The organism is Gemmatimonadaceae bacterium, assembly GCA_019637355.1.
In the GTDB taxonomy this organism is placed as follows: Bacteria; Gemmatimonadota; Gemmatimonadetes; order Gemmatimonadales; family Gemmatimonadaceae; genus Pseudogemmatithrix.
Window position 1 is genome coordinate 1,696,610 of the sequence record JAHBVT010000001.1, and the last position, 18,611, is coordinate 1,715,220.

Annotated in this window: 18 protein-coding genes, 1 pseudogene and 1 other annotated feature; of the genes and pseudogenes, 8 read left to right on the forward strand and 11 right to left on the reverse strand. The window is 66.7% G+C overall.

Features of this window, described 5'->3' with window-relative positions; genetic code table 11:
* The 4 genes from ileS to KF689_07840 are packed head-to-tail and all read right to left on the reverse strand — an operon-like array spanning position 1 to position 5,430.
* Positions 1–3,405 carry an isoleucine--tRNA ligase gene (ileS, locus tag KF689_07825; protein MBX3133276.1) on the reverse strand — a complete coding sequence of 1,135 codons (3,405 nt, stop codon included), beginning with the start codon at positions 3,403–3,405 and terminating at the stop codon, positions 1–3.
* Positions 3,402–4,223 carry a purine-nucleoside phosphorylase gene (locus tag KF689_07830; GenBank protein MBX3133277.1) on the reverse strand — a complete coding sequence of 274 codons (822 nt, stop codon included), beginning with the start codon at positions 4,221–4,223 and terminating at the stop codon, positions 3,402–3,404. The genes ileS and KF689_07830 overlap by 4 nt, the downstream gene beginning before the upstream one ends.
* A gap of 10 nt (positions 4,224–4,233) precedes the next feature.
* A complete protein-coding gene (locus KF689_07835) occupies positions 4,234–4,731 on the reverse strand; it encodes a DivIVA domain-containing protein (protein MBX3133278.1) in 498 nt (165 codons plus the stop codon).
* A complete protein-coding gene (locus KF689_07840) occupies positions 4,732–5,430 on the reverse strand; it encodes a YggS family pyridoxal phosphate-dependent enzyme (protein MBX3133279.1) in 699 nt (232 codons plus the stop codon).
* Between the two features lie 136 nt (positions 5,431–5,566).
* Between KF689_07840 and KF689_07845 the strand changes: the two genes are divergently transcribed.
* Together KF689_07845 and KF689_07850 are read left to right on the forward strand one after the other, a co-directional pair.
* Complete coding sequence (locus tag KF689_07845) at positions 5,567–5,800, forward strand: transposase (GenBank protein ID MBX3133280.1); 234 nt, start codon at positions 5,567–5,569, stop codon at positions 5,798–5,800.
* A 159-nt stretch (positions 5,801–5,959) separates the two neighbouring features.
* Complete coding sequence (locus tag KF689_07850; GenBank protein MBX3133281.1) at positions 5,960–6,331, forward strand: transposase; 372 nt, start codon at positions 5,960–5,962, stop codon at positions 6,329–6,331.
* Positions 6,332–6,527: 196 nt separating this feature from the next.
* Here KF689_07850 and KF689_07855 read toward each other — a convergent pair whose 3' ends face one another.
* Complete coding sequence (locus KF689_07855; protein MBX3133282.1) at positions 6,528–7,820, reverse strand: IS110 family transposase; 1,293 nt, start codon at positions 7,818–7,820, stop codon at positions 6,528–6,530.
* A 43-nt stretch (positions 7,821–7,863) separates the two neighbouring features.
* Here KF689_07855 and KF689_07860 point away from each other — a divergent pair, with 43 nt between their 5' ends.
* Positions 7,864–8,211, forward strand: coding sequence for an integrase core domain-containing protein (locus KF689_07860; protein MBX3133283.1), 348 nt, complete (start codon positions 7,864–7,866; stop codon positions 8,209–8,211).
* Positions 8,212–8,303: 92 nt separating this feature from the next.
* Here the strand turns inward: KF689_07860 and KF689_07865 are convergent, their stop codons facing one another.
* The gene (locus KF689_07865; GenBank protein MBX3133284.1) at positions 8,304–8,954 is read right to left on the reverse strand and encodes a thioredoxin domain-containing protein; all 651 of its coding nucleotides are present in this window, start codon (positions 8,952–8,954) and stop codon (positions 8,304–8,306) included.
* A gap of 479 nt (positions 8,955–9,433) precedes the next feature.
* On the opposite strand from KF689_07865, the gene KF689_07870 reads away from it, so the two are divergent.
* Positions 9,434–10,540, forward strand: coding sequence for a hypothetical protein (locus tag KF689_07870; protein MBX3133285.1), 1,107 nt, complete (start codon positions 9,434–9,436; stop codon positions 10,538–10,540).
* Between the two features lie 7 nt (positions 10,541–10,547).
* Here KF689_07870 and KF689_07875 read toward each other — a convergent pair whose 3' ends face one another.
* The gene (locus KF689_07875; GenBank protein ID MBX3133286.1) at positions 10,548–10,907 is read right to left on the reverse strand and encodes a hypothetical protein; all 360 of its coding nucleotides are present in this window, start codon (positions 10,905–10,907) and stop codon (positions 10,548–10,550) included.
* Between the two features lie 109 nt (positions 10,908–11,016).
* Between KF689_07875 and KF689_07880 the strand changes: the two are divergent.
* Positions 11,017–12,177 (forward strand): annotated as a pseudogene (locus KF689_07880) (IS3 family transposase).
* Positions 11,244–11,360: a sequence feature (AL1L pseudoknot), on the forward strand. (Overlaps the previous pseudogene by 117 nt.)
* On the opposite strand, the gene KF689_07885 reads toward KF689_07880, so the two are convergent.
* The 4 genes from KF689_07885 to tilS form a co-directional block, all read right to left on the reverse strand.
* Entirely contained in the window at positions 12,170–12,781 is a 612-nt protein-coding gene (locus tag KF689_07885) for a 6-bladed beta-propeller (GenBank protein MBX3133287.1), read from the reverse strand. The pseudogene KF689_07880 and the gene KF689_07885 overlap by 8 nt on opposite strands.
* A 145-nt stretch (positions 12,782–12,926) precedes the next feature.
* Positions 12,927–14,897, reverse strand: a complete 1,971-nt coding sequence (ftsH, locus tag KF689_07890) for an ATP-dependent zinc metalloprotease FtsH (GenBank protein MBX3133288.1) — start codon at positions 14,895–14,897, stop codon at positions 12,927–12,929.
* A gap of 2 nt (positions 14,898–14,899) precedes the next feature.
* On the reverse strand, positions 14,900–15,457 hold the full coding sequence (hpt, locus tag KF689_07895) for a hypoxanthine phosphoribosyltransferase (protein MBX3133289.1): 558 nt from the start codon (positions 15,455–15,457) through the stop codon (positions 14,900–14,902).
* Positions 15,458–15,462: 5 nt separating this feature from the next.
* Entirely contained in the window at positions 15,463–16,371 is a 909-nt protein-coding gene (gene tilS / locus KF689_07900; protein ID MBX3133290.1) for a tRNA lysidine(34) synthetase TilS, read from the reverse strand.
* Between the two features lie 83 nt (positions 16,372–16,454).
* Between tilS and KF689_07905 the strand changes: the two genes are divergently transcribed.
* The 3 genes from KF689_07905 (at position 16,455) to KF689_07915 (ending at position 18,414) form a co-directional block, all read left to right on the forward strand.
* Positions 16,455–16,631, forward strand: coding sequence for a hypothetical protein (locus tag KF689_07905; GenBank protein ID MBX3133291.1), 177 nt, complete (start codon positions 16,455–16,457; stop codon positions 16,629–16,631).
* A 100-nt stretch (positions 16,632–16,731) separates the two neighbouring features.
* Positions 16,732–17,304: a LemA family protein gene (locus KF689_07910; GenBank protein ID MBX3133292.1), complete on the forward strand. Its 573-nt coding sequence runs from the start codon at positions 16,732–16,734 to the stop codon at positions 17,302–17,304.
* 78 nt (positions 17,305–17,382) lie between these two features.
* Positions 17,383–18,414 carry a M48 family metallopeptidase gene (locus KF689_07915; GenBank protein MBX3133293.1) on the forward strand — a complete coding sequence of 344 codons (1,032 nt, stop codon included), beginning with the start codon at positions 17,383–17,385 and terminating at the stop codon, positions 18,412–18,414.
* Positions 18,415–18,611 lie beyond the last annotated feature (197 nt).

An 18,611-nucleotide genomic window follows, 5' to 3' on the forward strand; every position in this document is an offset into this window, starting at 1 on the left:
TCAGCTGTCCTTGGAAAGGGCGATGTGGGCGGTCGGGCCGTCGAGATCCACCTCGGCGGTCGCCGGCCACGCGGGTACCGGAAGCGCGTCGGCGATGACGCAGTCCCGGGCCAACGTTTCGTTCGCGATCCACGAAAGATGCACGCGGAGCGCCTCCCGCACCTCCTGCGGGGCCGCCAGCGCGAGGCGGATCCGGTCGCTCACCGCCAGGCCGCTGTCCTTGCGCAGGCGCTGCACACGGCTTACGACTTCGCGCGCCATCCCTTCCGCGCGCAGCGCCGGCGTCACTGCCGGGTCCAGGGCGACCGACATCCCCTCGCCCTGTTGCACCACCAAGGACGTCGAGGCCTTGGCCGTGATCGTCACGCGCGACGCGTCGAGCTCGAGCGCGCCGTAGCCCGGCACCTCCACCGTCACCGCGCCACCCGATTCGATCTGCCGCAGCTGCGCCTGGTCGAGCGCCTCGACGATCGGCTTGGTCGCCTTCATCGCCGCACCCACCACCTTGCCGAGCACCGGGAAGTTCGCCTTGCCTTCGAGCCGCACCCAGTCCGCGGCGGAGTCGGCGAAGGTCACCTGCTTGAGATTGAGCTCGGCCGCCACCAGTGGCGCGATCATCGCGTGCCACTGCGGCGCGATGCCCGGCGTCACGCAGGTCATCGTGCCCAGCGGCTGGCGCACCTTGATGCCGGCCACCTCGCGCGCGGCGCGGCCAAGTCGGCACAGGATGCGCGCCGAATCCATCGCCTGGCGCAGCGCGAGCTGTTCGACCTGCCGCTCCGCCGCCTCGCGAGCCTCCGACGTCGGCCGCACGAAATCCGCGTGATGCACGGATTTACCCGTGAGCTCAAAATGAATCCAGTCGGAGATGAAGGGTGCGAATGGCGCCAGCAAACGAGAAGTCACAAGCAGGACTTCGTACAGCGTTGCGAATGCTGCCCGGTTGTCCGAACCGCCAACGTCGTAGAACCGGGACCTCGACAGTCGCACGTACCAGTTTGCGACACCCTCAGTGAAGAACTCGATCAGGATTCGCGCCGCCGCCGTGGCATCAAAGCGCAGCAACGCCTCGTTGACACTGAGTTCTACCTGCTCGAGTTCGGCGAGCACCCAGCGATCCAACACCGGACGCTCCGCCACCGCCGGATCCTGCGCCGACGGCTCCCAGCCGAAATTCGCGTACTGCGCGAAGATCCCCGAGTACACGTTGCGCAGCGTGACGAGAAAGCGCCCCGCCGTCTCGCGGATCACCGACTCGTCGAAGCGCCGCGGCACCCACACCTGCGAACTCGCCATCAGGAAGAGCCGCAGCGCATCCGCGCCGTGCTTCTCCATCACGCCGCGCGGATTCACCGTGTTCCCGCGCGACTTGGACATCTTCTGGCCATTGGCGTCCAAGACCAAGTCATTCACCACGACCGCGCGATAGGGAGCGGCTGGGGACGGAAGACTGAAGACGGAAGGCGCGCCCGCCAAAGCAGCCGACGCGTCACGCGAGCCAGCACCCGCGCTGTCGTTGCCGTTCCCTTGCAGCTTCCGTCTTCCGTCCAAGGCCCCAGAAGCGTTGCCCGGCAGTGCGTCCCCCAGCCCCGCCGCGATCGCCAGCAGCGAGTAGAACCACCCGCGCGTCTGGTCCACGCCTTCCGCGATGAAATCCGCCGGGTAGTACCGCGCCACCTGCTCGGCGCTGCCCGCCTGATGCGGATAGCCCCACTGCGCGAACGGCATCGAGCCCGAGTCGAACCAGGTGTCGATGACTTCCGGCACGCGCCGCATCGTGCCGGTGCCGCTGGGCGCCGGCCACGTGTACTGGTCGATGTGCGGCTTGTGCGGGTCGAAGTCCGCGGGCAGCGGCGTCCCCACCTTCGCCGCGAGCTCGGCGTACGACCCGATCACCTCCAGCTCGGTGGGATCCGCGTCGTTCACCCACACCGGCAGCGGCGTGCCCCAGTAGCGGTCGCGCGAGATCGCCCAGTCGATGTTGTTCTCCAGCCACGACCCGAAGCGCCCCGACCCGATCTCCGGCGGATTCCAGTTGACGGCCGCGTTGCGCGCCATCATCTCGTCCCGGTACGCCGTCGTGCGCACGAACCAACTGCCGCGCGCGTAATACAGCAGCGGCGTGCCGCAGCGCCAGCAATGCGGGTACGAGTGCAGGAACTTCTGCGCCTTCCACAGCTGGTCTCGACGCTCGAGCTCCTCGATGATCGCCGCGTCGGCGTCCTTCACGAACTTGCCGCCCACCAGCGGCATCTCCGCCGGGAACTCACCGCGTGCGTTCACCGGGTTCACGAAGGCCAAGCCGTGCCGCTGCCCTGCCGCGTAGTCGTCCGCGCCGAAGGCCGGCGCCATATGGACCACGCCCGAACCGTCATCGGCGGAGACGAACTCCTCGCCGACGATCACCTGCGTCCGCCCGTCGTCAGGATACTCCACCCAATCGAGCGGCCGCTTGTACGACATCCCCACCAGGTCTGCGCCCTTCAGCAGGGCCACCCGCTCCCAGCGGTCGGCGTAGTCCGCACCGAGCACCGCCGCGGCGCGCGCCTCGGCGAGAATGATCGTCCAATCCGAGACGTTCTTCTTTCGCAGCTCCACATAGTGCAGCTCCGGATGCACCGCCAGCGCGACGTTGGAGACGAGGGTCCAGGGGGTTGTGGTCCAGACGATGATGCGACGCCGGACTTGAGACGTGAGACTTGAGACGTGAGGGCCGTTCGCTCCCGTCTCAAGTCTCACGTCTCCCGTCAGATCCAGCGCCACATACACGCTCGGATCCTCCACATCCTCATATCCCTGCGCGAGCTCGTGCGAGGAAAGCGCCGTCCCACACCGCGCACAGTAGGGCAGGATCTTGTGCCCTTGATACAGCAGCCCCCGCGTGTGCAGCGTCTTCAGCGCCCACCACACGCTCTCCACGTACGCGTTCTCGTACGTGACATACGGATCGGCGTAGTCCAGCCAATAGCCCATCCGCTCCGAGACCTGCTCCCACTCGCCCTTGTAGGTCCACACGCTTTCGCGGCAGCGGCGATTGAACTCGCCCACGCCGATGCGTTCGATGTCCTGCTTGCCGCTGATGCCGAGCTGCTTCTCGACTTCGATCTCCACCGGCAAGCCGTGCGTATCCCAGCCAGCCTTGCGCGGCACGTGATGCCCGAGCATCGCGCGATGACGACAGAATAGGTCCTTCACCGTGCGCGCGAACACGTGATGGATGCCCGGCTTGCCGTTGGCCGTCGGCGGACCCTCGTAGAACACCCAAGCCGGCGCATCGGCGCGCTGCGCCTGCGCCGCGGCGAACACACCGTCGCGCGTCCAACGCGCCTGCACTTCCTGCTCCAGGGCGTCGGCCGTCAGGTCCGGCGCAATCGTGCGGAATCGCATCGGCGTCTTCGTCGTCATAGGCGCTCCACCACGCCACGCACCAGCGCGGTGAGCTTCGGCTCGGCCACCGCCGCCACTTCGAGAATCTTCCCCAGCGATGCCTCCTCCAGCGTCTCGGGCACGCAGGCGTCGGTGATGATCGACAGCCCCAGCACGCGCATCCCAAGCTGGCGCGCCACGATGACCTCAGGCACCGTGCTCATCCCCACCACGTCCGCGCCCATCGTGCGCAGCATCGCGTACTCGGCGCGCGTCTCGAGGTTCGGGCCCATCACCGCCGCGTACACGCCGCTGCGCAGCGTCGTCCCCTGCTCCGCCGCGACCGCCGCGGCCCGCGCGCGCAGCTCGGCGTCGTAGGCAGCCGACATATCCGGAAAGCGCGCACCCCATTCGGCGTGGTGCGGCCCCACCAGCGGGTTGTCGCCGAGCAGGTTGATGTGGTCGGCGATCGCCATCAAGTCACCGGGAGCCCAGTCGGCGCGGATGCCGCCGCAGGCGTTGCTGACCACCAGCGTCCGCGCGCCCAGCGCCTGCATCACCCGCACCGGCAGCGTCACCTGCTGCAGCGAGTAACCCTCGTAGCGGTGGAAGCGACCCTGCATCGCCACGACGCGCTTGCCCCCGAGCGTGCCGAGCAGCAGCCGGCCCGAATGCGATTCCACCGTCGACTCCGGGAACCCCGGGACGTCGCCGTAGGGAATGGCATCGGACACGGCGATGGCCGAGGCCAAGCCGCCGAGCCCGGTCCCGAGGATGATGGCCACTTCGGGCGCGATTACGCTGCGCGCGCGGATGGCATCCGCCGCGCGCGCGACGTCGGCGGGTGTCAGTGCCATCGTCGTCAACTCAGCCCTGCGCCGGCGGAGAGTCCAGCAGCGCGTCCGCCTCGGCGATGTGCCGCTCGGCGATGGCGCGCATCTGCGCCAGGTAGGCGCGGCGCGTACGGTCCAGCGATTCGATCTCCATCTGCAGTTGCGACAATTGCTGCCGCGACTCGGCGATAATCTGCTGCGCCGCCGCTTCGGCCTCGCGCCGCATCAATTCGCCCTCGCGCGCCGCCTGCTCCTTCACGTCCTCGCGCAGTTGCTGTGCCGAGACCAGCGCCTCATTGATGGCCTTATCGCGCTCGCGATAGTGTTTGAGCTGCTCGTGAAAGTTGCGCAGCTTGGTCTCGAGCTCGCTGTTCTGGCGCGTCAGGCGCTCCAGCTCCTCCGCGAGTTGCTCGCGGAACTGGTCCACGCGTTGGCGGTCGTAGCCGCGCATCGCGGAGCCGAAGTCATAGCGTCGCACGTCCACCGGCGTGAGGCGGAAGATGTCGTCGCCGCCCTCGAGATGCTCGCTCATCTAGTGCCTCGTCCCGAAGAGGATCGTGCCGAGGCGGACCAAGGTGGCCCCTTCCTCGACGGCGATCAGATAGTCCCCGCTCATTCCCATCGACAACTCGTCCGCCGGATGCCCGGCGGCCCGCAGCACGTCGCGAGCCTCTCGCGCCCCGCGGAACACCGCCCGCAGCACCGACTCCGGCGCGTCAAACGGCGCCATCGTCATCACGCCGCGCACGCGCAGGTTCGGCAGGCCTCGCAACCGCTCCGCCTCCGACGCCAGCGCAGCCGGCACATAGCCGCCCTTCGTGTCCTCGCCAGCCACATTCACTTGCACCAGCACATCGAGCGTGACGCCGAGCTTCGCCGCCATCGCCGCTGCCTCGTCGGCGAGCTTCGCGCGGTCCAGCGCGTGGAACAGCCGGAACTGCGGCAGCGCCTTCACCTTGTTGGTCTGCAGATGCCCAATCAGGTGCCAGGTCAGACCGGCAGGCATCGTGCCTGCTGCCCGTAGCGCCTCTTGCTTCGAGAGCGCTTCCTGCACCTTGTTCTCGCCGACGTCGTGGATGCCCGCGGCGGCAGCCGCGAGCACCGCCTCAGGGCCGTGCGTCTTGGTCACGGCAATCAGCCGGACCTCCTGCCCATGCCCCCCGCGCCGGATGGCACCCGCGATTTCACCGCGGATTTCGGCCACCCGTTCGTTGAGCCACGGAAAACCCATAACCGTTTGAAAATACTGAGGGTTATGGGTCCTCGGTAGGGAGCTTGACGTGACCCCCGGATCCTGGTCCAGTTATACTGGCGGTCCTCCACCGAAGAGGACCCATGCGAAGAGTCGATTCACGGAAGCGCCGATCGTGGGGTTCCTGCAGGAGCTCGAGGCGGGCGCCAAGCTTGCGGAGGTGTGCCGCCGGATCGGCGTGAGCGAGACGACGATCCACCACTGGCGCCGGAAGTACGGCGGCCTTCAGGTGAACGAGGCCCATCGGCTGAAGGCGATGGAAGAAGAAAACCGGCAGCCCAAGCGGATCGTCGCCGACCAGGCCCTGAACCTGCAGGTCGTGAAGGACCTGCCGGGAGAAAAGTGGTGATGCCCGAGCAGCGGCGGACGGCCGTCCACCACGTGCTGACCACCGCCGAGGTGTCGGAGCGCACGGTGTGCCGCTTCACCGGCTTCGCCCGGTCGACGCAGCGCTACGTGTCCGTGCGACCGTCCGACGCGGCGCTGGAGCTATCGGCAACTGACGCGGGTGCTCCGGCGCGAGGGCTGGCCGATCAACCGCAAGCGCGTCCAGCGCCTGTACCAGCAGGAGGGGTTGCAGGTGCGTCGCCGGCGGCGGAAGCGGCGCGCGGTGGTGCCGCGCGTCCCGGTGGCGGTGCCGACGCGCCCGAACCAGCGCTGGAGCATGGACTTCGTGCGCGACACGCTCGGCGGTGGTCGGGTGTTCCGATGCTTCACCCTCGTGGACGACTGCACACGGGAGTGCCCCGCAATCGAGGTCGACGTATCGCTCCCCGGGGAGCGCGTGGTGCGCGTGCTCGACCGCGTCGCGGCCGTGCGCGGGTATCCGCATGCGATCGTGTATGACAACGGTCTACATCCGCTGTCAAGAGTTGCGTAGGCACAGTGATGCCTTGGGCGCCCAGAAGGACGCCAGGAGAGGTGAAGCGCGACGGGCACACGACCCCCGGTGGACTTCCACGGAACACGAGTCCCCTGCTCACCATAGTGCGGTACGCAGCATCGTCGCGTAGCGACGCGACGCGCTCAGCAGTCTCAACACAGCATGAGGGCCCAGTGGAAGGCTCGAGCATTGTCTACGAGGTCGCAAGCGCCTCGACGGCACGGTTGATCGGAGTCGATTCACTGGGGACGTCGTGTTCGAAGTACGCGCGGTACGGCTGACCGGTCTTGACTACGGCATAGGCGATCCGTGCCATCTTCGCGGCGATGGCGGTGTAGGCCTTGCGCCGACGATCGGCGCTCTTGGGCGCCGTCGCCATGTAGCGCTCGAACTTGTCGCGCACGGAGTCCTCGCGACTGCGGACGGCGACGCGGCCGGCGAACCAGAAGGCGCAGCGCAGGCGGCTGTTGCCGCGCTTGGACAGCTGCTCCTGCCCCTTCGACTGGCCGGACTGCGCCTTGGCCAGGTCCAGGCCGCAGAACTTCAGGAACTGGCGGTGGTGGCCGAAGCGGCGGAGGTCGCCCCCCTCGGCGAGAATGGTGAGGGCGAAGACAGGTCCAATGCCTGGAATGGTCTGCAACAGCTGATAGTCGGGGTGGACGCCGAGCAGGTGGTCCGCCCACGCCTCGAGCGCCGCACGCTGCCGCGACAGGTCGAGAAAGGTTTGGAGACGCAGGCGGGCAGCCTGCACCGCGGGACTGTCCGGCGGCACGGGCAGGGCCAGCGAGCGCTGCGCCAGCTCATACACGCCACGCAGCCATGCCGCCTTCCCGACCTTGCGACCGGCGGGTTTCCACGCCGCCTCGAGGAACGCCTTCTCGGTGAGCGCCGTGATGTGCTGCGGCGTCGGGAAGGCCAGCAGGAGGCTGACAAACGCCTCACTGCGCGAGGTGCGCCAATAGCGTGCGAACTCCGGCCAGTAGAGCGGCAGGAAGTGCGTCAGCAGGCTATGCTGCACGCGCGTCCGCGCCAGGGTCACCTGCCAGTACGCCTTCGAGATTTCCTGTGCGTCGTGCCACCCGGCAACGAGCGGCTCGATGTAGCGCATCGTCATCCCCTGCTGCAGCACTTCCAGGATCACGCGTGCATCCTTCGCGTCGTTCTTGTCCCACGAGGAATAGCGCGCCTCTCGGTACCGAGCGCAGGTGAGCGACGCGACGAAGCGCACGTCGAAGCCGGCCTGGAGCAGTCGGTACGCCAGCGGCCGATGGTAGACGCCAGTCGGCTCCAGTCCCACTCGCACGGGCTGCGGCAACGACTGCAGGTGCGCCACGAGCCGTGACACCGCCGCCAGCGAGTTCTCCACGCGGCACCGCTCGTGTCGCGCGCCATGGGCGATCAGCACCTCGTGGGCGTCCTTGGCTACGTCGATTGCAACCCACGTGCCGGGAACGACATCTTCAGGGAAGGGATGGCCAGTCGTCATCGGTGCTCCTGGTGGTCGGGATACCATCCAGGATGCCGCCGCTTTGATCGGCTGGCCATCCTCCTTCCAGATGTACTACGGGCCCGAGTTCGTGAGCGCGGCGCTCGATGCGTGGGCCCATCGCCACCAGGTGGTGCTCGACTCCATGGACCCGGGGAAGCCGGTCCAGAACGCCTTCATCGAGAGCTTCAACGGGACGTTCCGGGACGAGTGCCTGAACGAGAGCTGGTTTGTCAACCTTGCCGATGCCCAACGGACGATCGAAGCGTGGCGCATCGACTACGAATGCGAGCGGCCGCACAGCCGGCTCAAGGACCGCACCCCGCGCGAGTTTGCGCTCGCGCTTGCCGATGCTACAACTTCGACCGCCCTGACCCCGGGACCGGCATAATCGCTGGTACAGAAAAGGGGGGCACGTCAAGCCAGTTAGTGGGTAGTGCTCGGATACAGCCTATGAGCGGTGCGCACCCAGTGAAAAAGCCGTCAGTCTTTATTGAGTCGATCTCTGATCGCCTGACGAAGCACGGCAACTGATGGTGCCCCAAGGAGCGTCCCATCGAGATAAACAGTTGGGGTAGCATTCACTCCTAGACGGCCGCCAACTTCGATGCCGCGATCGATGCGATCAAAACGAGCGGCACTATTCGCACATATAGCTATGCGTGAAGTGTCGGCAATCCCCGCTCGGCGTGCGAGTTCTCCCCAGCCGATTAAGCCGAGAGAATCCTGATGAGCAAACACGACATCAACGAATGTCGAAGCTGCGCCGAAAGAATCGGCGCACTCCATCGCCCTGGCCGCAGGAAGCGCGAAGCGGTGCATCTCCAGCGGGAAATGAACGAACGTCATGCCAACCGCACCAGGAAACTCAGCGGATACCTCGGACACTGCTCTATGGAAACTGCGACACGCGGGACATTCCAGGTCTGTGAATTCGACTAATCTCACGTGCGGCTCTACCTTGGCTTTAGCCAGTTCGATCCCTACATCTTCAAGCGCACGCCGCTCAGAGTCCGGCACGATCGAAACAGCAGGAACTGGCCCAGAGATCATGGAGCGGCGTGGTTGCCAAAACGCCATTTTTATAGCGGCAGCAGCCACCGCAAGGGCAGCGATAACGATTGAAAAGGACACTGCTCGATCAAGTGACTGGGACATTTGTATCGCTGTCTTAAAGAAGGAGGTTGGTAGGACCGACGTGTCCCGGTTGGCTGGTCGCAACAGGTGCTGCGACCAGCCAATGGACACTCACTGTTCGAAGCAGTGGATAGTGTAGTCGTACCACTGATCATCGATCCCAAGGCACGAGGCCGGAAAGCACGAACCGCCTCCGGGGTTGCAGACAGCAGTACCGGAGCACGAGTTCGCGCACCACCACGAACCACTTGAGGTCGTCGCCGCACTCAGCGACGAGACCAAGGCGCTGGATGCGGCAAGCGCAACAACTGTGATTGCCTGAAGCAACCGTTTTCGAGAACCCATTGTCTTCCTCCTTAGGTGGGTATACGCACTGCGACCCAATGTCGCGATAAATTTTATTGGCTATTGCAGGTCTTGGCAACATCAAAATAGTTTACAGTGACATGTTGTTGTACGTTTATACAGGAGGACGGATGAAACTGCTACAGCCCAATCTTCAACTCGTGCTCACGTTCCTCGCTGTATGGAGTTTTCCAGTACAAGCCATTGGCCAAACCACCAAACACATCCCGCCGCCCACCGCAGCACTCGATGAGACCTTCAGCGTCATCACCGCAATGGTGGAACTCGCCAGCGGGAAAGTCGTCTTGCTGGACCGAACGGAGCGCCGCATTGTCGTCGCCGACTTTGACACACAGCGAATTACCGAACCCATCCGCAACGGCTCAGGCCCAAACGAGGTCGCGTACGCGACACGACTCGTGGCCACACCCGGCGGCGGTGCGGCCGTGGCCGACGCAGAAAACGAGCGCCTGCTGCTCTTGGACGGAGCCGGAACCCCTTCAGGGTTCTGGCAAACCGGCACGGACGATGCGCTGATTCGCAGCACCATGCGACTCAGCGGCCATCCAGGTCAGGCGCGAACGGTGGTCTTGGAGCGCACTGACCGATCCGGCGTCTCGATTTTCCGGTGGGATCCGACCTCCGCCAACCTCACTCCGCTGCACCGACGAGCCAGTCGCCAAACACCACCAGTCGGCACCGCAGGAGGCCCTGCCGTCGGGCGGGCATCGGACAGAATCGTATCGCCATTCCCGACGTTGCCCGACCTCTGGATGGCCGATACCGCCGGATGGACATTCGTCGTGCAGTTGGCACCGTACCGCGCAATCGTCATCGCTCCGGATGGGCGCACCGTGGAAGGGCCGATTCAGACGGCACGACCGTATCGCATCGATGACGCGACAAAGCGCGCGACAACCGCTGAACTGGCCATCCAGCGCGCTGGCCAGATGAACGCCAGCACGGCATTCGAGTGGCCTGACATACTCCCGCCATTTCACACCGATCGTTTTCCTGCGTTGTTCATCGCCACGGATGGCACACTCTGGGTGCGCCGTACCACGCCAGCAACCGAACCGCCGCGCTTCGATGTATTCGACCGGACAGGCAACCTGAAGGGAATCGTGCGACTGCCTCACGGATACCGATTGGCGGCCTTGGGGCGCAGGCACGTCTACCTCGTATCGCGCGATTCGGACGGATCCGAGACCGTCCATCGAGCGCCCTTCAGTTTCTGATCTCGCGCTAGAAGAACCTCGGCGTCACCCGTGCCCGCACTACGGCCGGCAGCCCGTCTTCGTTGCGATCGAGGTACCACACCGCGTCGCCATCGGCTTCCATCCACGTCGCGCACCACGGCAACACCACGCGGCCGACAAGACGACCATCCGGATCGAACACCTCGTACGTGACGTTCTCGTCGCGGAACTGACGCGGTGGCGCGCGGTTCGGAACAGCCGCGTCGCGCTCCTCCAGAGGGATTTCTACCGACTGCACCGCCACACGCACCCAAATGCGACCGTCGCGGCCCACCGAAAGCCCCGCCACCGGCGGCTTGGTCGTCGGAATCGCCGGCCCATTCCACTGCCAGCCCGGATCTGTCATCCGCAAGTGAATCGACCCGGGTTTGCCGGAGGCTCCACTTCGTGAGAGGTTGGAGTCATGCCCGAACGTCCCCCATATTCGCCTGAGTTTCCGCGAACGCGCCATCCGGATGGTGCTGGACCAGGCCCCCGCCCACGGCTCGCAGGGGGCCGCCATCCGCTCGATCGCCGAGAAGATCGGCTGCCACACCGAGACGCTCCGGAACTGGATTCGCGAGCACGAGCGGAACACCGGCCAGCGGCCCGGGCCGACGACGGATGACGTCGCGCGCCTGAAGGAGCTCGAGCGCGAGAACCGCGAGCTCAAGCGCGCGAACGAGATTCTGAAGAAGACGTCGGCGTATTTCGCCTTGGCGGAGCTCGACCGCCGACCCAGCTGATGGTGGCCTTCATCGACGCGCACCGCGCGGCGTACGGAGTCGAGCCGATCTGCGCGGTGCTGCCGATCGCTCCGTCGACCTACTACGAGACGAAGGCGCGCGAGCGCGACCCGTCGCGCCTGCCGGCCCGCAGCCGCGCGGATGCGGCGCTCCGGCCGGAGCTCCAGCGCGTGTGGGCGGCGACGCGTGGGCGCTACGGGGCGCGCAAGGCATGGAAGCAGCTCCGCCGGGAGGGCCGCGTGGTGGCGCGCTGCACCGTGACGCGCGTCTTCAAGGCGATGGGCCTGCGCGGGGTGGTGCGCGGGCGCCGGGTCACGACGACCATTCCGGAGCCGGCGGCGCACCGGCCGCAGGATCTCGTGCAGCGCAACTTCACGGCGACGCGCCCGAACCAGCTGTGGGTGTCGGATCTCACGTACGTGCCGACGTGGCGCGGCTTTGTGTACGTGGCCTTCGTGACCGATGCCTACTCACGGCGCATCGTCGGCTGGCGGGCGACGGCGACCCTGCGCACGGACCTCGCGCTCGACGCGCTGGAGCAGGCGCTCTACGACCGGGCGCTCGATGGTCCGCTCGTGCACCACAGCGATCACGGCTCGCAGTACCTCGCGATCCGCTACACAGACCGACCTCTCGAGGCCGGCATCGAATCGAGCGTCGGCAGTCGCGGCGACGCGTACGACAACGCGCTGGCCGAGTCGACCAACGCGCCGTACAAGGCGGAGGTCATCTATCATCTCGGGCCGTGGAAGGGCCTGGAGGACGTGGAGTATGCGACGCTGGAGTAACAGCCAGCGGCTGATGCAGCCGCTGGGGGACATCCCGCCGGCGGAGTACGAAACTCAGTATTATCACACCCAGGCCGTGACTGCGGCCCTGGGACTCAGCTAACCGAGTCTCCGGGAATCCCGGGTCGATTCAATCCCCCGTCCCGAGGCGCCGTGACCGGACGATACGCATAGAGCGTCCCGCTGCTGTCCGTGCGGATCCCGTTGGAGGTACTGAACCCCGTCGGCACCGCCCAACTCGTCAGGAAGTCGCCGTCCGGCGAGAAGAATGACACGCGCCCGTTGCGCGCGCCCCACTGCGCGAGACGTCCGTCGCGCAGCACGACCATTCCATTGTTGGAATAGAACTCTCCCGGCCCGGCGCCCCGCCGGCCCACACGACGTTGCAGCGCACCCGTGGAGTCGAAGATCAGCAGCACCTGATTCGGCTGGTCGAAGACGTACAGTTCGCCGCTCGGCCCGACGTCAGACTCGCTGACCTCGGCGAAGAGCGTCGTGTCGTCCATCGCCGGCGCGATGCGCATTTCCTCCCGCACGCCTTGGACGCGGGCCGGCGCAACGCTGCCCGCCGTGCGCGCAATGATGGTGTCCGCGCGCGACGAGTCGAAGACGGTCACCAACCCCGCCCCGGCATCCGGCGCCGGCGCATCGGAGGTGCAGGCCGCAAGCATCACGGCCGTCGCGAGCAAGAGCGTTCGGAGCATCATTGAGTTCTCGGTGGGAGGCTGAACGTCAGACAGTCGCGAACGGCGAAACGTTGCCAAACGCGAAGGGAGAGCCCGACGTCGGGCTCTCCCTTCGCTCGATCACCTCGAGCAGTCGCTGACCTCCGCGCCTGTTCGCAACAATAGGTCAGGCCGGCGACGGCTCCGGCCCGCCAATCACCGGCGGCACGCGACGCGGCTCGGGTTCCTTGGCGGTGACCGGCGGGATCGCGGCGGCCGAGGGCGGCTCCTTGCGTGGCGGCAGGTCCTCGCCGCGCTCGAGGAACGCGATGTCCTCGCGTGTCAGCGTCTCGCGCTCGAGCAGTGCGTTGGCGATCGCATCCAGCAGCGGCCGATGCGTCGTCAGCGTATCCATCGCGCGGTTGTACGCCTCGTTGATCACGCGCGCGACCTCGTCGTCCACCTGCTGGGCCGTGCGCTCGGACACCTGGCGCCGCGAGTTGAGCTCGCGCCCGAGGAAGACTTCCTGCTCGTTGTCGCCGACGAGGATCGGGCCGATGGCGTCCGAGAGCCCCCACTGCGACACATAGCGCCGCGCGATGCCGGTGGCCTGCTGGATGTCGCTGGCGGCGCCGGTGGTCACGCGGTCGCGCCCGAAGACGATCTCCTCGGCCACGCGACCGCCGTAGGCCATCACGAGGCGCGCCTCCAGCTGCTCGCGCGTCACCGACACGCGGTCGTCTTCCGGCAACGTGAACGCGAGGCCCAACGCACGGCCACGCGGAACGATCGTCACCTTGTGCAGCGGGTCGTTGCCCTTCACGCGGATTGCGCAGACCGCGTGCCCGGCCTCGTGGAAGGCCGTGAGGCGACGCTCGTCTTCCTTCATCACCAGGGACTTCCGCTCGGCGCCGAGCATCACGCGATCCTTCGCGTTCTCGAAGTCCACCATATAGATCTTGTCGTGGTTGTTGCGGGCCGCGAGCAGCGCTGCCTCGTTCACGAGGTTGGCGAGGTCCGCGCCGGCCATCCCCGGCGTGCCACGCGCGAGGCGGTGGATGTCCACGTCCTCGGCCAACGGCTTGTTGCGCACGTGCACCTTGAGGATGCCTTCGCGTCCACGCAGGTCCGGCGCGTCCACCACGATCTGCCGATCGAAGCGGCCCGGGCGCAGCAGCGCCGGGTCCAGCACGTCCGGACGGTTCGTCGCGGCGATGAGGATGACGCCGTCGTTGGACTCGAAGCCGTCCATCTCCACGAGCAGTTGGTTCAGCGTCTGCTCGCGTTCGTCGTGCCCACCGCCCAAGCCGGCGCCGCGGTGGCGACCGACCGCGTCGATCTCGTCGATGAAGATGATGCAAGGCGCGTTCGCCTTGCCCTGCTCGAAGAGGTCGCGCACACGGCTCGCGCCGACGCCCACGAACATCTCCACGAAGTCGGAACCCGACATCGAGAAGAACGGACGCCCCGCCTCGCCAGCCACCGCCTTGGCGAGCAGCGTCTTGCCCGTGCCCGGCGGGCCCACGAGCAGCGCGCCCTTCGGCAGCCGACCGCCGAGCTTCGTGAACTTGGCCGGGTCCTTGAGGAACTCGATGATCTCGCGCAGCTCGACCTTGGCCTCGTCCGCACCGGCGACGTCGGCAAAGGTCACCTTCGGCGTGTCGCCTGAGAGCAGCTTGGCCTTCGACTTGCCGAACGAGAACGCCTTGTTACCGCCCGCCTGCATCTGGCGCAGCAAGAACACCCAGATGCCGATGATGATGATCCACGGCAGCATCTGCAGCAGGATCGCGCCCATCGACAGGCGCTGGTCCTCGGCCTTGATGAGCACCTGCTTGGCGTTCAGGCGCTCAATCTCGGTCTCCGAGTTGTGCACCGGGAACTTCGTCGAGAAGCGGCGCACCTCGCGGCCGTCGATCGACACGCGCGACTTGAACTCACCGTTGACCTCGCGCCCGCCGATGATCGTCACGCGCGAGATGTTGTCCGAGTTCAGCTGCTGCAGGTACGCCGAATAGTCGATCGGGGGCGACTGCTCGTTGCGCCCTGACGTCATCTGGAAGAAGACGAAGGGCACGAGGAACGCCAGGACCCACAGCGAGAGGGTCCGCGACGCGCGCCCGAACCCGCCGGGCTTCTGTTGAGGGGCATTCGCCATTGCTACTCCAGACTCGCTACGTAGGGGACGTGGCGGAAATCCTCCGCGTGGTCCAACCCGTAGCCTACGAGGAATTCGTGCGGGGCATCGAACCCGACGTACTTCACCGGGTGCGCGAGGTGCTCCGCGATGTGTTTGTGCAGGAGGGCACAGATCTCGAGCGACTTCGGCTTCCGGTCCCGCAGCAGGTCCACCAGCACCTGCAGCGTGCGGCCGGAATCCACGATGTCCTCGACCAGCAGGATGTGCTTCCCCTCCAGTTCCGTCTTCGGGTCATACACCAGCTGGACGTTCCCGGATGAAATCGTCCCCGCGCCGTAGCTCGAGGCCACCAGGAAGTCCACGTGCAGCGGCCGCCGGATCTCGCGGACCAGGTCCGCCAGGAAGACGAAGCTCCCCTTGAGCAGGCCGAGCACCAGCAGGTCGCCGTCTGGATAGGAAGCGGTGATTTCCTCCCCCAGTTCCCGAACGCGCGCGGCGATGGCCTGCTCGTCGAAGGCCACGCGCTTGACGGCGCGGCCCCGCAGCCGGGGATCGCCAGAGGCGGAGGTGCTGGTCATCTGCATCAATATAGAAGCCGAATCACGAAAGTGCTGGCCGTGCGCAGCACTTCTGCCCCTCCCGCGAGCTGGATCCGGCCCTTCGGCTTTGCCCCCGGCGCCCACTCGGCCACCCGGGCGATGCCGCGGCGATCCATCGTCACGCCGACCCGGGCGGCGAGCTCCGGCCACACCACCGCAGTCGCATCAACCGAGAGCGCCGCGAGCGGCTCGGCAGGCACCGCCACCGCCGAGGGCTCCGGATGTACCGGCAGCAGCACGGCGTCCACCCAGGCCGCGACCTCAGCGCGCAGCGCCGAAGCCCGCTTGGACAGCTCCCAGCACCAGTCGGAGAAGCCCGGCTGCGCACGCTCCAGCGCCGGCAGGATCTCGTGCCGTACGCGGTTCCGCGCGAAGGCCATCGAGCGGTTCGAGGGATCCTCGACGAACTGCAGTTTCCGCGCGGCTGCGTAGGCCGCGATGTCGCTTCGGCCGAGCGACAGGAAGGGACGACCGGCGCTGCCGAGCATTCCCGCTAAACCGCGCGCGCCGGCGTCCCGCAGGATGCGCAGCACCACCGTCTCGATCTGATCATCCCGCGTGTGAGCCGTCACCACCTCAGCACCGAGCTCGGCCGCCCAGGCCCGCAGAAACTGCAAGCGCGCTGCGCGCCAACTGGCTTCGTCGCTGGCCGCGCCCGGCGGCAACGCGCCCGTGACCGCCGGCAGCTCGAGCCTGAGGGCCGTCCGCTCCACCAGTTGCACCGCCTTCCGCGCCGCCGGTCCCGTGCCGTGGTCGAAACTGGCCACGCCGGCGATTTCCCCGCCCCGCCACGCGGCCATCGCGTCCAGAAGGACCATTGAATCGCGGCCGCCGCTGACCGCGAGCAGCCAACGGCCCGGCGGCAGTGCGTCGAGGGAACGGGCAACCCGCATCAGCGCTTCACTTTGCATCGGCACTCGGCTAAGATACTTCCCGACGTAGGTCTTCACCCCGGTCACACTCACGGAGCGACGACGTGGAACAGTCATTCGGCGGTCCCCTCGGCACCCTTTGGGCCGGTCTCGGGATGGGCGCCTACTATGTGGGTCTCACCTGGATCAACATCCTCCTCGGCTTCTTCCTGACGCCGCTGTTCCTGATTCCGCTCACGTGGATCCAGGACAAGCTGGCTGGCGCGAAGAAGGCCGATTGAAACGGCGCCCGACTGGGCGCGTAAGCACGGGGGGCGATGCCAAGCGGCGTCGCCCCCCGTACCTTTTGGTGGCACCCCCAACCGTCAGGAGTCCGCCGTGATGCTGTTCGGGATTATTCTCGTCGTCCTCGTCGTGGTCTTCATCTCCGTGTACAACGGGCTCATCGCCCTCCGGAACCAGACCGCGAACGCCCTCAAGCAGATCGACGTGCAGCTCAAGCGCCGTCACGACCTCATCCCCAACCTGATCAGCACCGTGCAGGGGGCGATGGACCACGAGCGCGAGACGCTCCAGGCCGTCGTCGAGGCGCGCAATACCGCCGTGAAGGCCGCCGCCGGGCTCGACCCGCAGCACGTGAAGGCCACCGCTGCCGCCGAGGCGCAGCTGACCGGCTCGCTGGGCCGCCTGCTTGCCGTCGTCGAAGCCTACCCCGACCTCAAGGCCAGCAACAATCTCAAGAGCCTGCAGGAGGAGCTCGCGAGCACCGAGAACAAGGTCAGCTTCTCGCGGCAGCTCTACAACGACACCGCCACGCAGTACAACACCAAGCAGCAGCAGTTCCCGGGCAATATGGTCGCCGGGTTCGCGGGCGCGTCGCCCGCCGAGCTGTGGGAAATCGAGGACGTGGCGGAGCGGGCGGTGCCCAAGGTCGAGTTTCGGCGGGGAGCCTAGGCCATAGTTGGGACGGACGACGGATGACGGATGCGCTCAGCGTCCGTCATCCGTCATTCGTCCCCTGTCGAGAGCCAAATGACCACTCCGCTCACCCTCAATCTCTTTGAGCAGCAAGCTGCCAACCGCCGGAAGTCCTGGTGGTTGGTGGTCAGCTTTCTCGCGTTCTTCCTGTGGCTCGGGCTCGGCGGCGACCTCGCGCTCTGGCTGTATACGCGCGACCTCGCGGCCGCCGGTGAGCAGGTCATCTACCAGCACCGATTTCCTTGGGGCGGCCTCGTCTTGGGGCTCGCGGCGTTCTTTCTGACCCTCGACATCCTCCGCAACGGCGGCAAGCGCGTGGTCAAGCAGATTGGGGCTGAGCCCCTGACCACCCCCAGGACCGACCAGGAGCGCCAGCTCATCAACGTGGTGGAGGAGATGAGCATCGCCGCCGGGCTGCCCAGGCCCAACATCTACATCGTGCAGGATGAGGACCCCAACGCCTTCGTGAGCGGCACCAAGCCCGGCGAGGCGCACCTCGCCGTGACCTCCGGGCTCCTCCGGGAGCTCAACCGGGACGAGCTGCAGGCTGTGGTCGCCCACGAGATGGGGCACGTGAAGAACGAGGACACCCGGCTGATGACCCTGATTGCCGGGCTCGGCGGCGCCATCCTGCTCATCCGGGACGCGATGATCCGGACCACCTTCCGGTCCGGCGGGGGCTCCTCCCGGCGGGGGAACGGCAAGGGCGGGAACCCGCTCGCTGTCGTGGTCTTGGTGCTTTGGGTTCTCTCCTGGATCTTGGCGCCCATCATCGTCCGGCTGATGGCGATGGCCGTGAGCCGCGGGCGGGAGTACCTGGCCGACGCGATGGCTGCCCAGTTCACCCGCAACCCGGCAGCTCTTGCCGATGCCTTAGCCAAGATCGAGGCGCACCACGCGCCGACCAAGAGCATCTCCCAAGGGGTCGCCCACCTGTGCATCGTGGACCCCATCGGGCGGGCAGCGAACGAGAAGCAGGGACGGCTGGCGGACCTGTTTGCGACGCACCCGCCGATGGCGATTCGGGTCTCGCGTCTCAGGGCGATGGCGTTTCAGGCGGCCTCGCGGCGAGACGCAGCCGTGTGACGAAATGGCACAAAGGACGCCGACGCCGGTGAACGGTGGCAGAACGGCGTCTAACGCCGTGCAGTCGGACTTCGGCTGGGGCGTGAGGACTCGGCAACATTCCCCTTGCGTGTTCGAACTTCGATACGCCTCCGACTGCACTGCTTGTTGATTCGAACAAATGTGACTGCCGATGCAACGCACAATCCAGCGACACC

Bases quoted from the DNA above. Each gene is read 5' to 3' on its own strand.
- ileS (MBX3133276.1), bottom strand. From the start codon at position 3,405: ATGACGACGAAGACGCCGATGCGATTCCGCACGATTGCGCCGGACCTG.
- KF689_07885 (MBX3133287.1), bottom strand. From the start codon at position 12,781: ATGATGCTCCGAACGCTCTTGCTCGCGACGGCCGTGATGCTTGCGGCC.
- KF689_07910 (MBX3133292.1), top strand. From the start codon at position 16,732: ATGCTGTTCGGGATTATTCTCGTCGTCCTCGTCGTGGTCTTCATCTCC.
- KF689_07830 (MBX3133277.1), bottom strand. From the start codon at position 4,223: ATGGCACTGACACCCGCCGACGTCGCGCGCGCGGCGGATGCCATCCGC.
- hpt (MBX3133289.1), bottom strand. From the start codon at position 15,457: ATGACCAGCACCTCCGCCTCTGGCGATCCCCGGCTGCGGGGCCGCGCC.
- KF689_07870 (MBX3133285.1), top strand. From the start codon at position 9,434: ATGAAACTGCTACAGCCCAATCTTCAACTCGTGCTCACGTTCCTCGCT.
- KF689_07835 (MBX3133278.1), bottom strand. From the start codon at position 4,731: ATGAGCGAGCATCTCGAGGGCGGCGACGACATCTTCCGCCTCACGCCG.
- KF689_07855 (MBX3133282.1), bottom strand. From the start codon at position 7,820: ATGACGACTGGCCATCCCTTCCCTGAAGATGTCGTTCCCGGCACGTGG.
- ftsH (MBX3133288.1), bottom strand. From the start codon at position 14,897: ATGGCGAATGCCCCTCAACAGAAGCCCGGCGGGTTCGGGCGCGCGTCG.
- KF689_07840 (MBX3133279.1), bottom strand. From the start codon at position 5,430: ATGGGTTTTCCGTGGCTCAACGAACGGGTGGCCGAAATCCGCGGTGAA.
- KF689_07875 (MBX3133286.1), bottom strand. From the start codon at position 10,907: ATGACAGATCCGGGCTGGCAGTGGAATGGGCCGGCGATTCCGACGACC.
- KF689_07915 (MBX3133293.1), top strand. From the start codon at position 17,383: ATGACCACTCCGCTCACCCTCAATCTCTTTGAGCAGCAAGCTGCCAAC.
- tilS (MBX3133290.1), bottom strand. From the start codon at position 16,371: ATGCGGGTTGCCCGTTCCCTCGACGCACTGCCGCCGGGCCGTTGGCTG.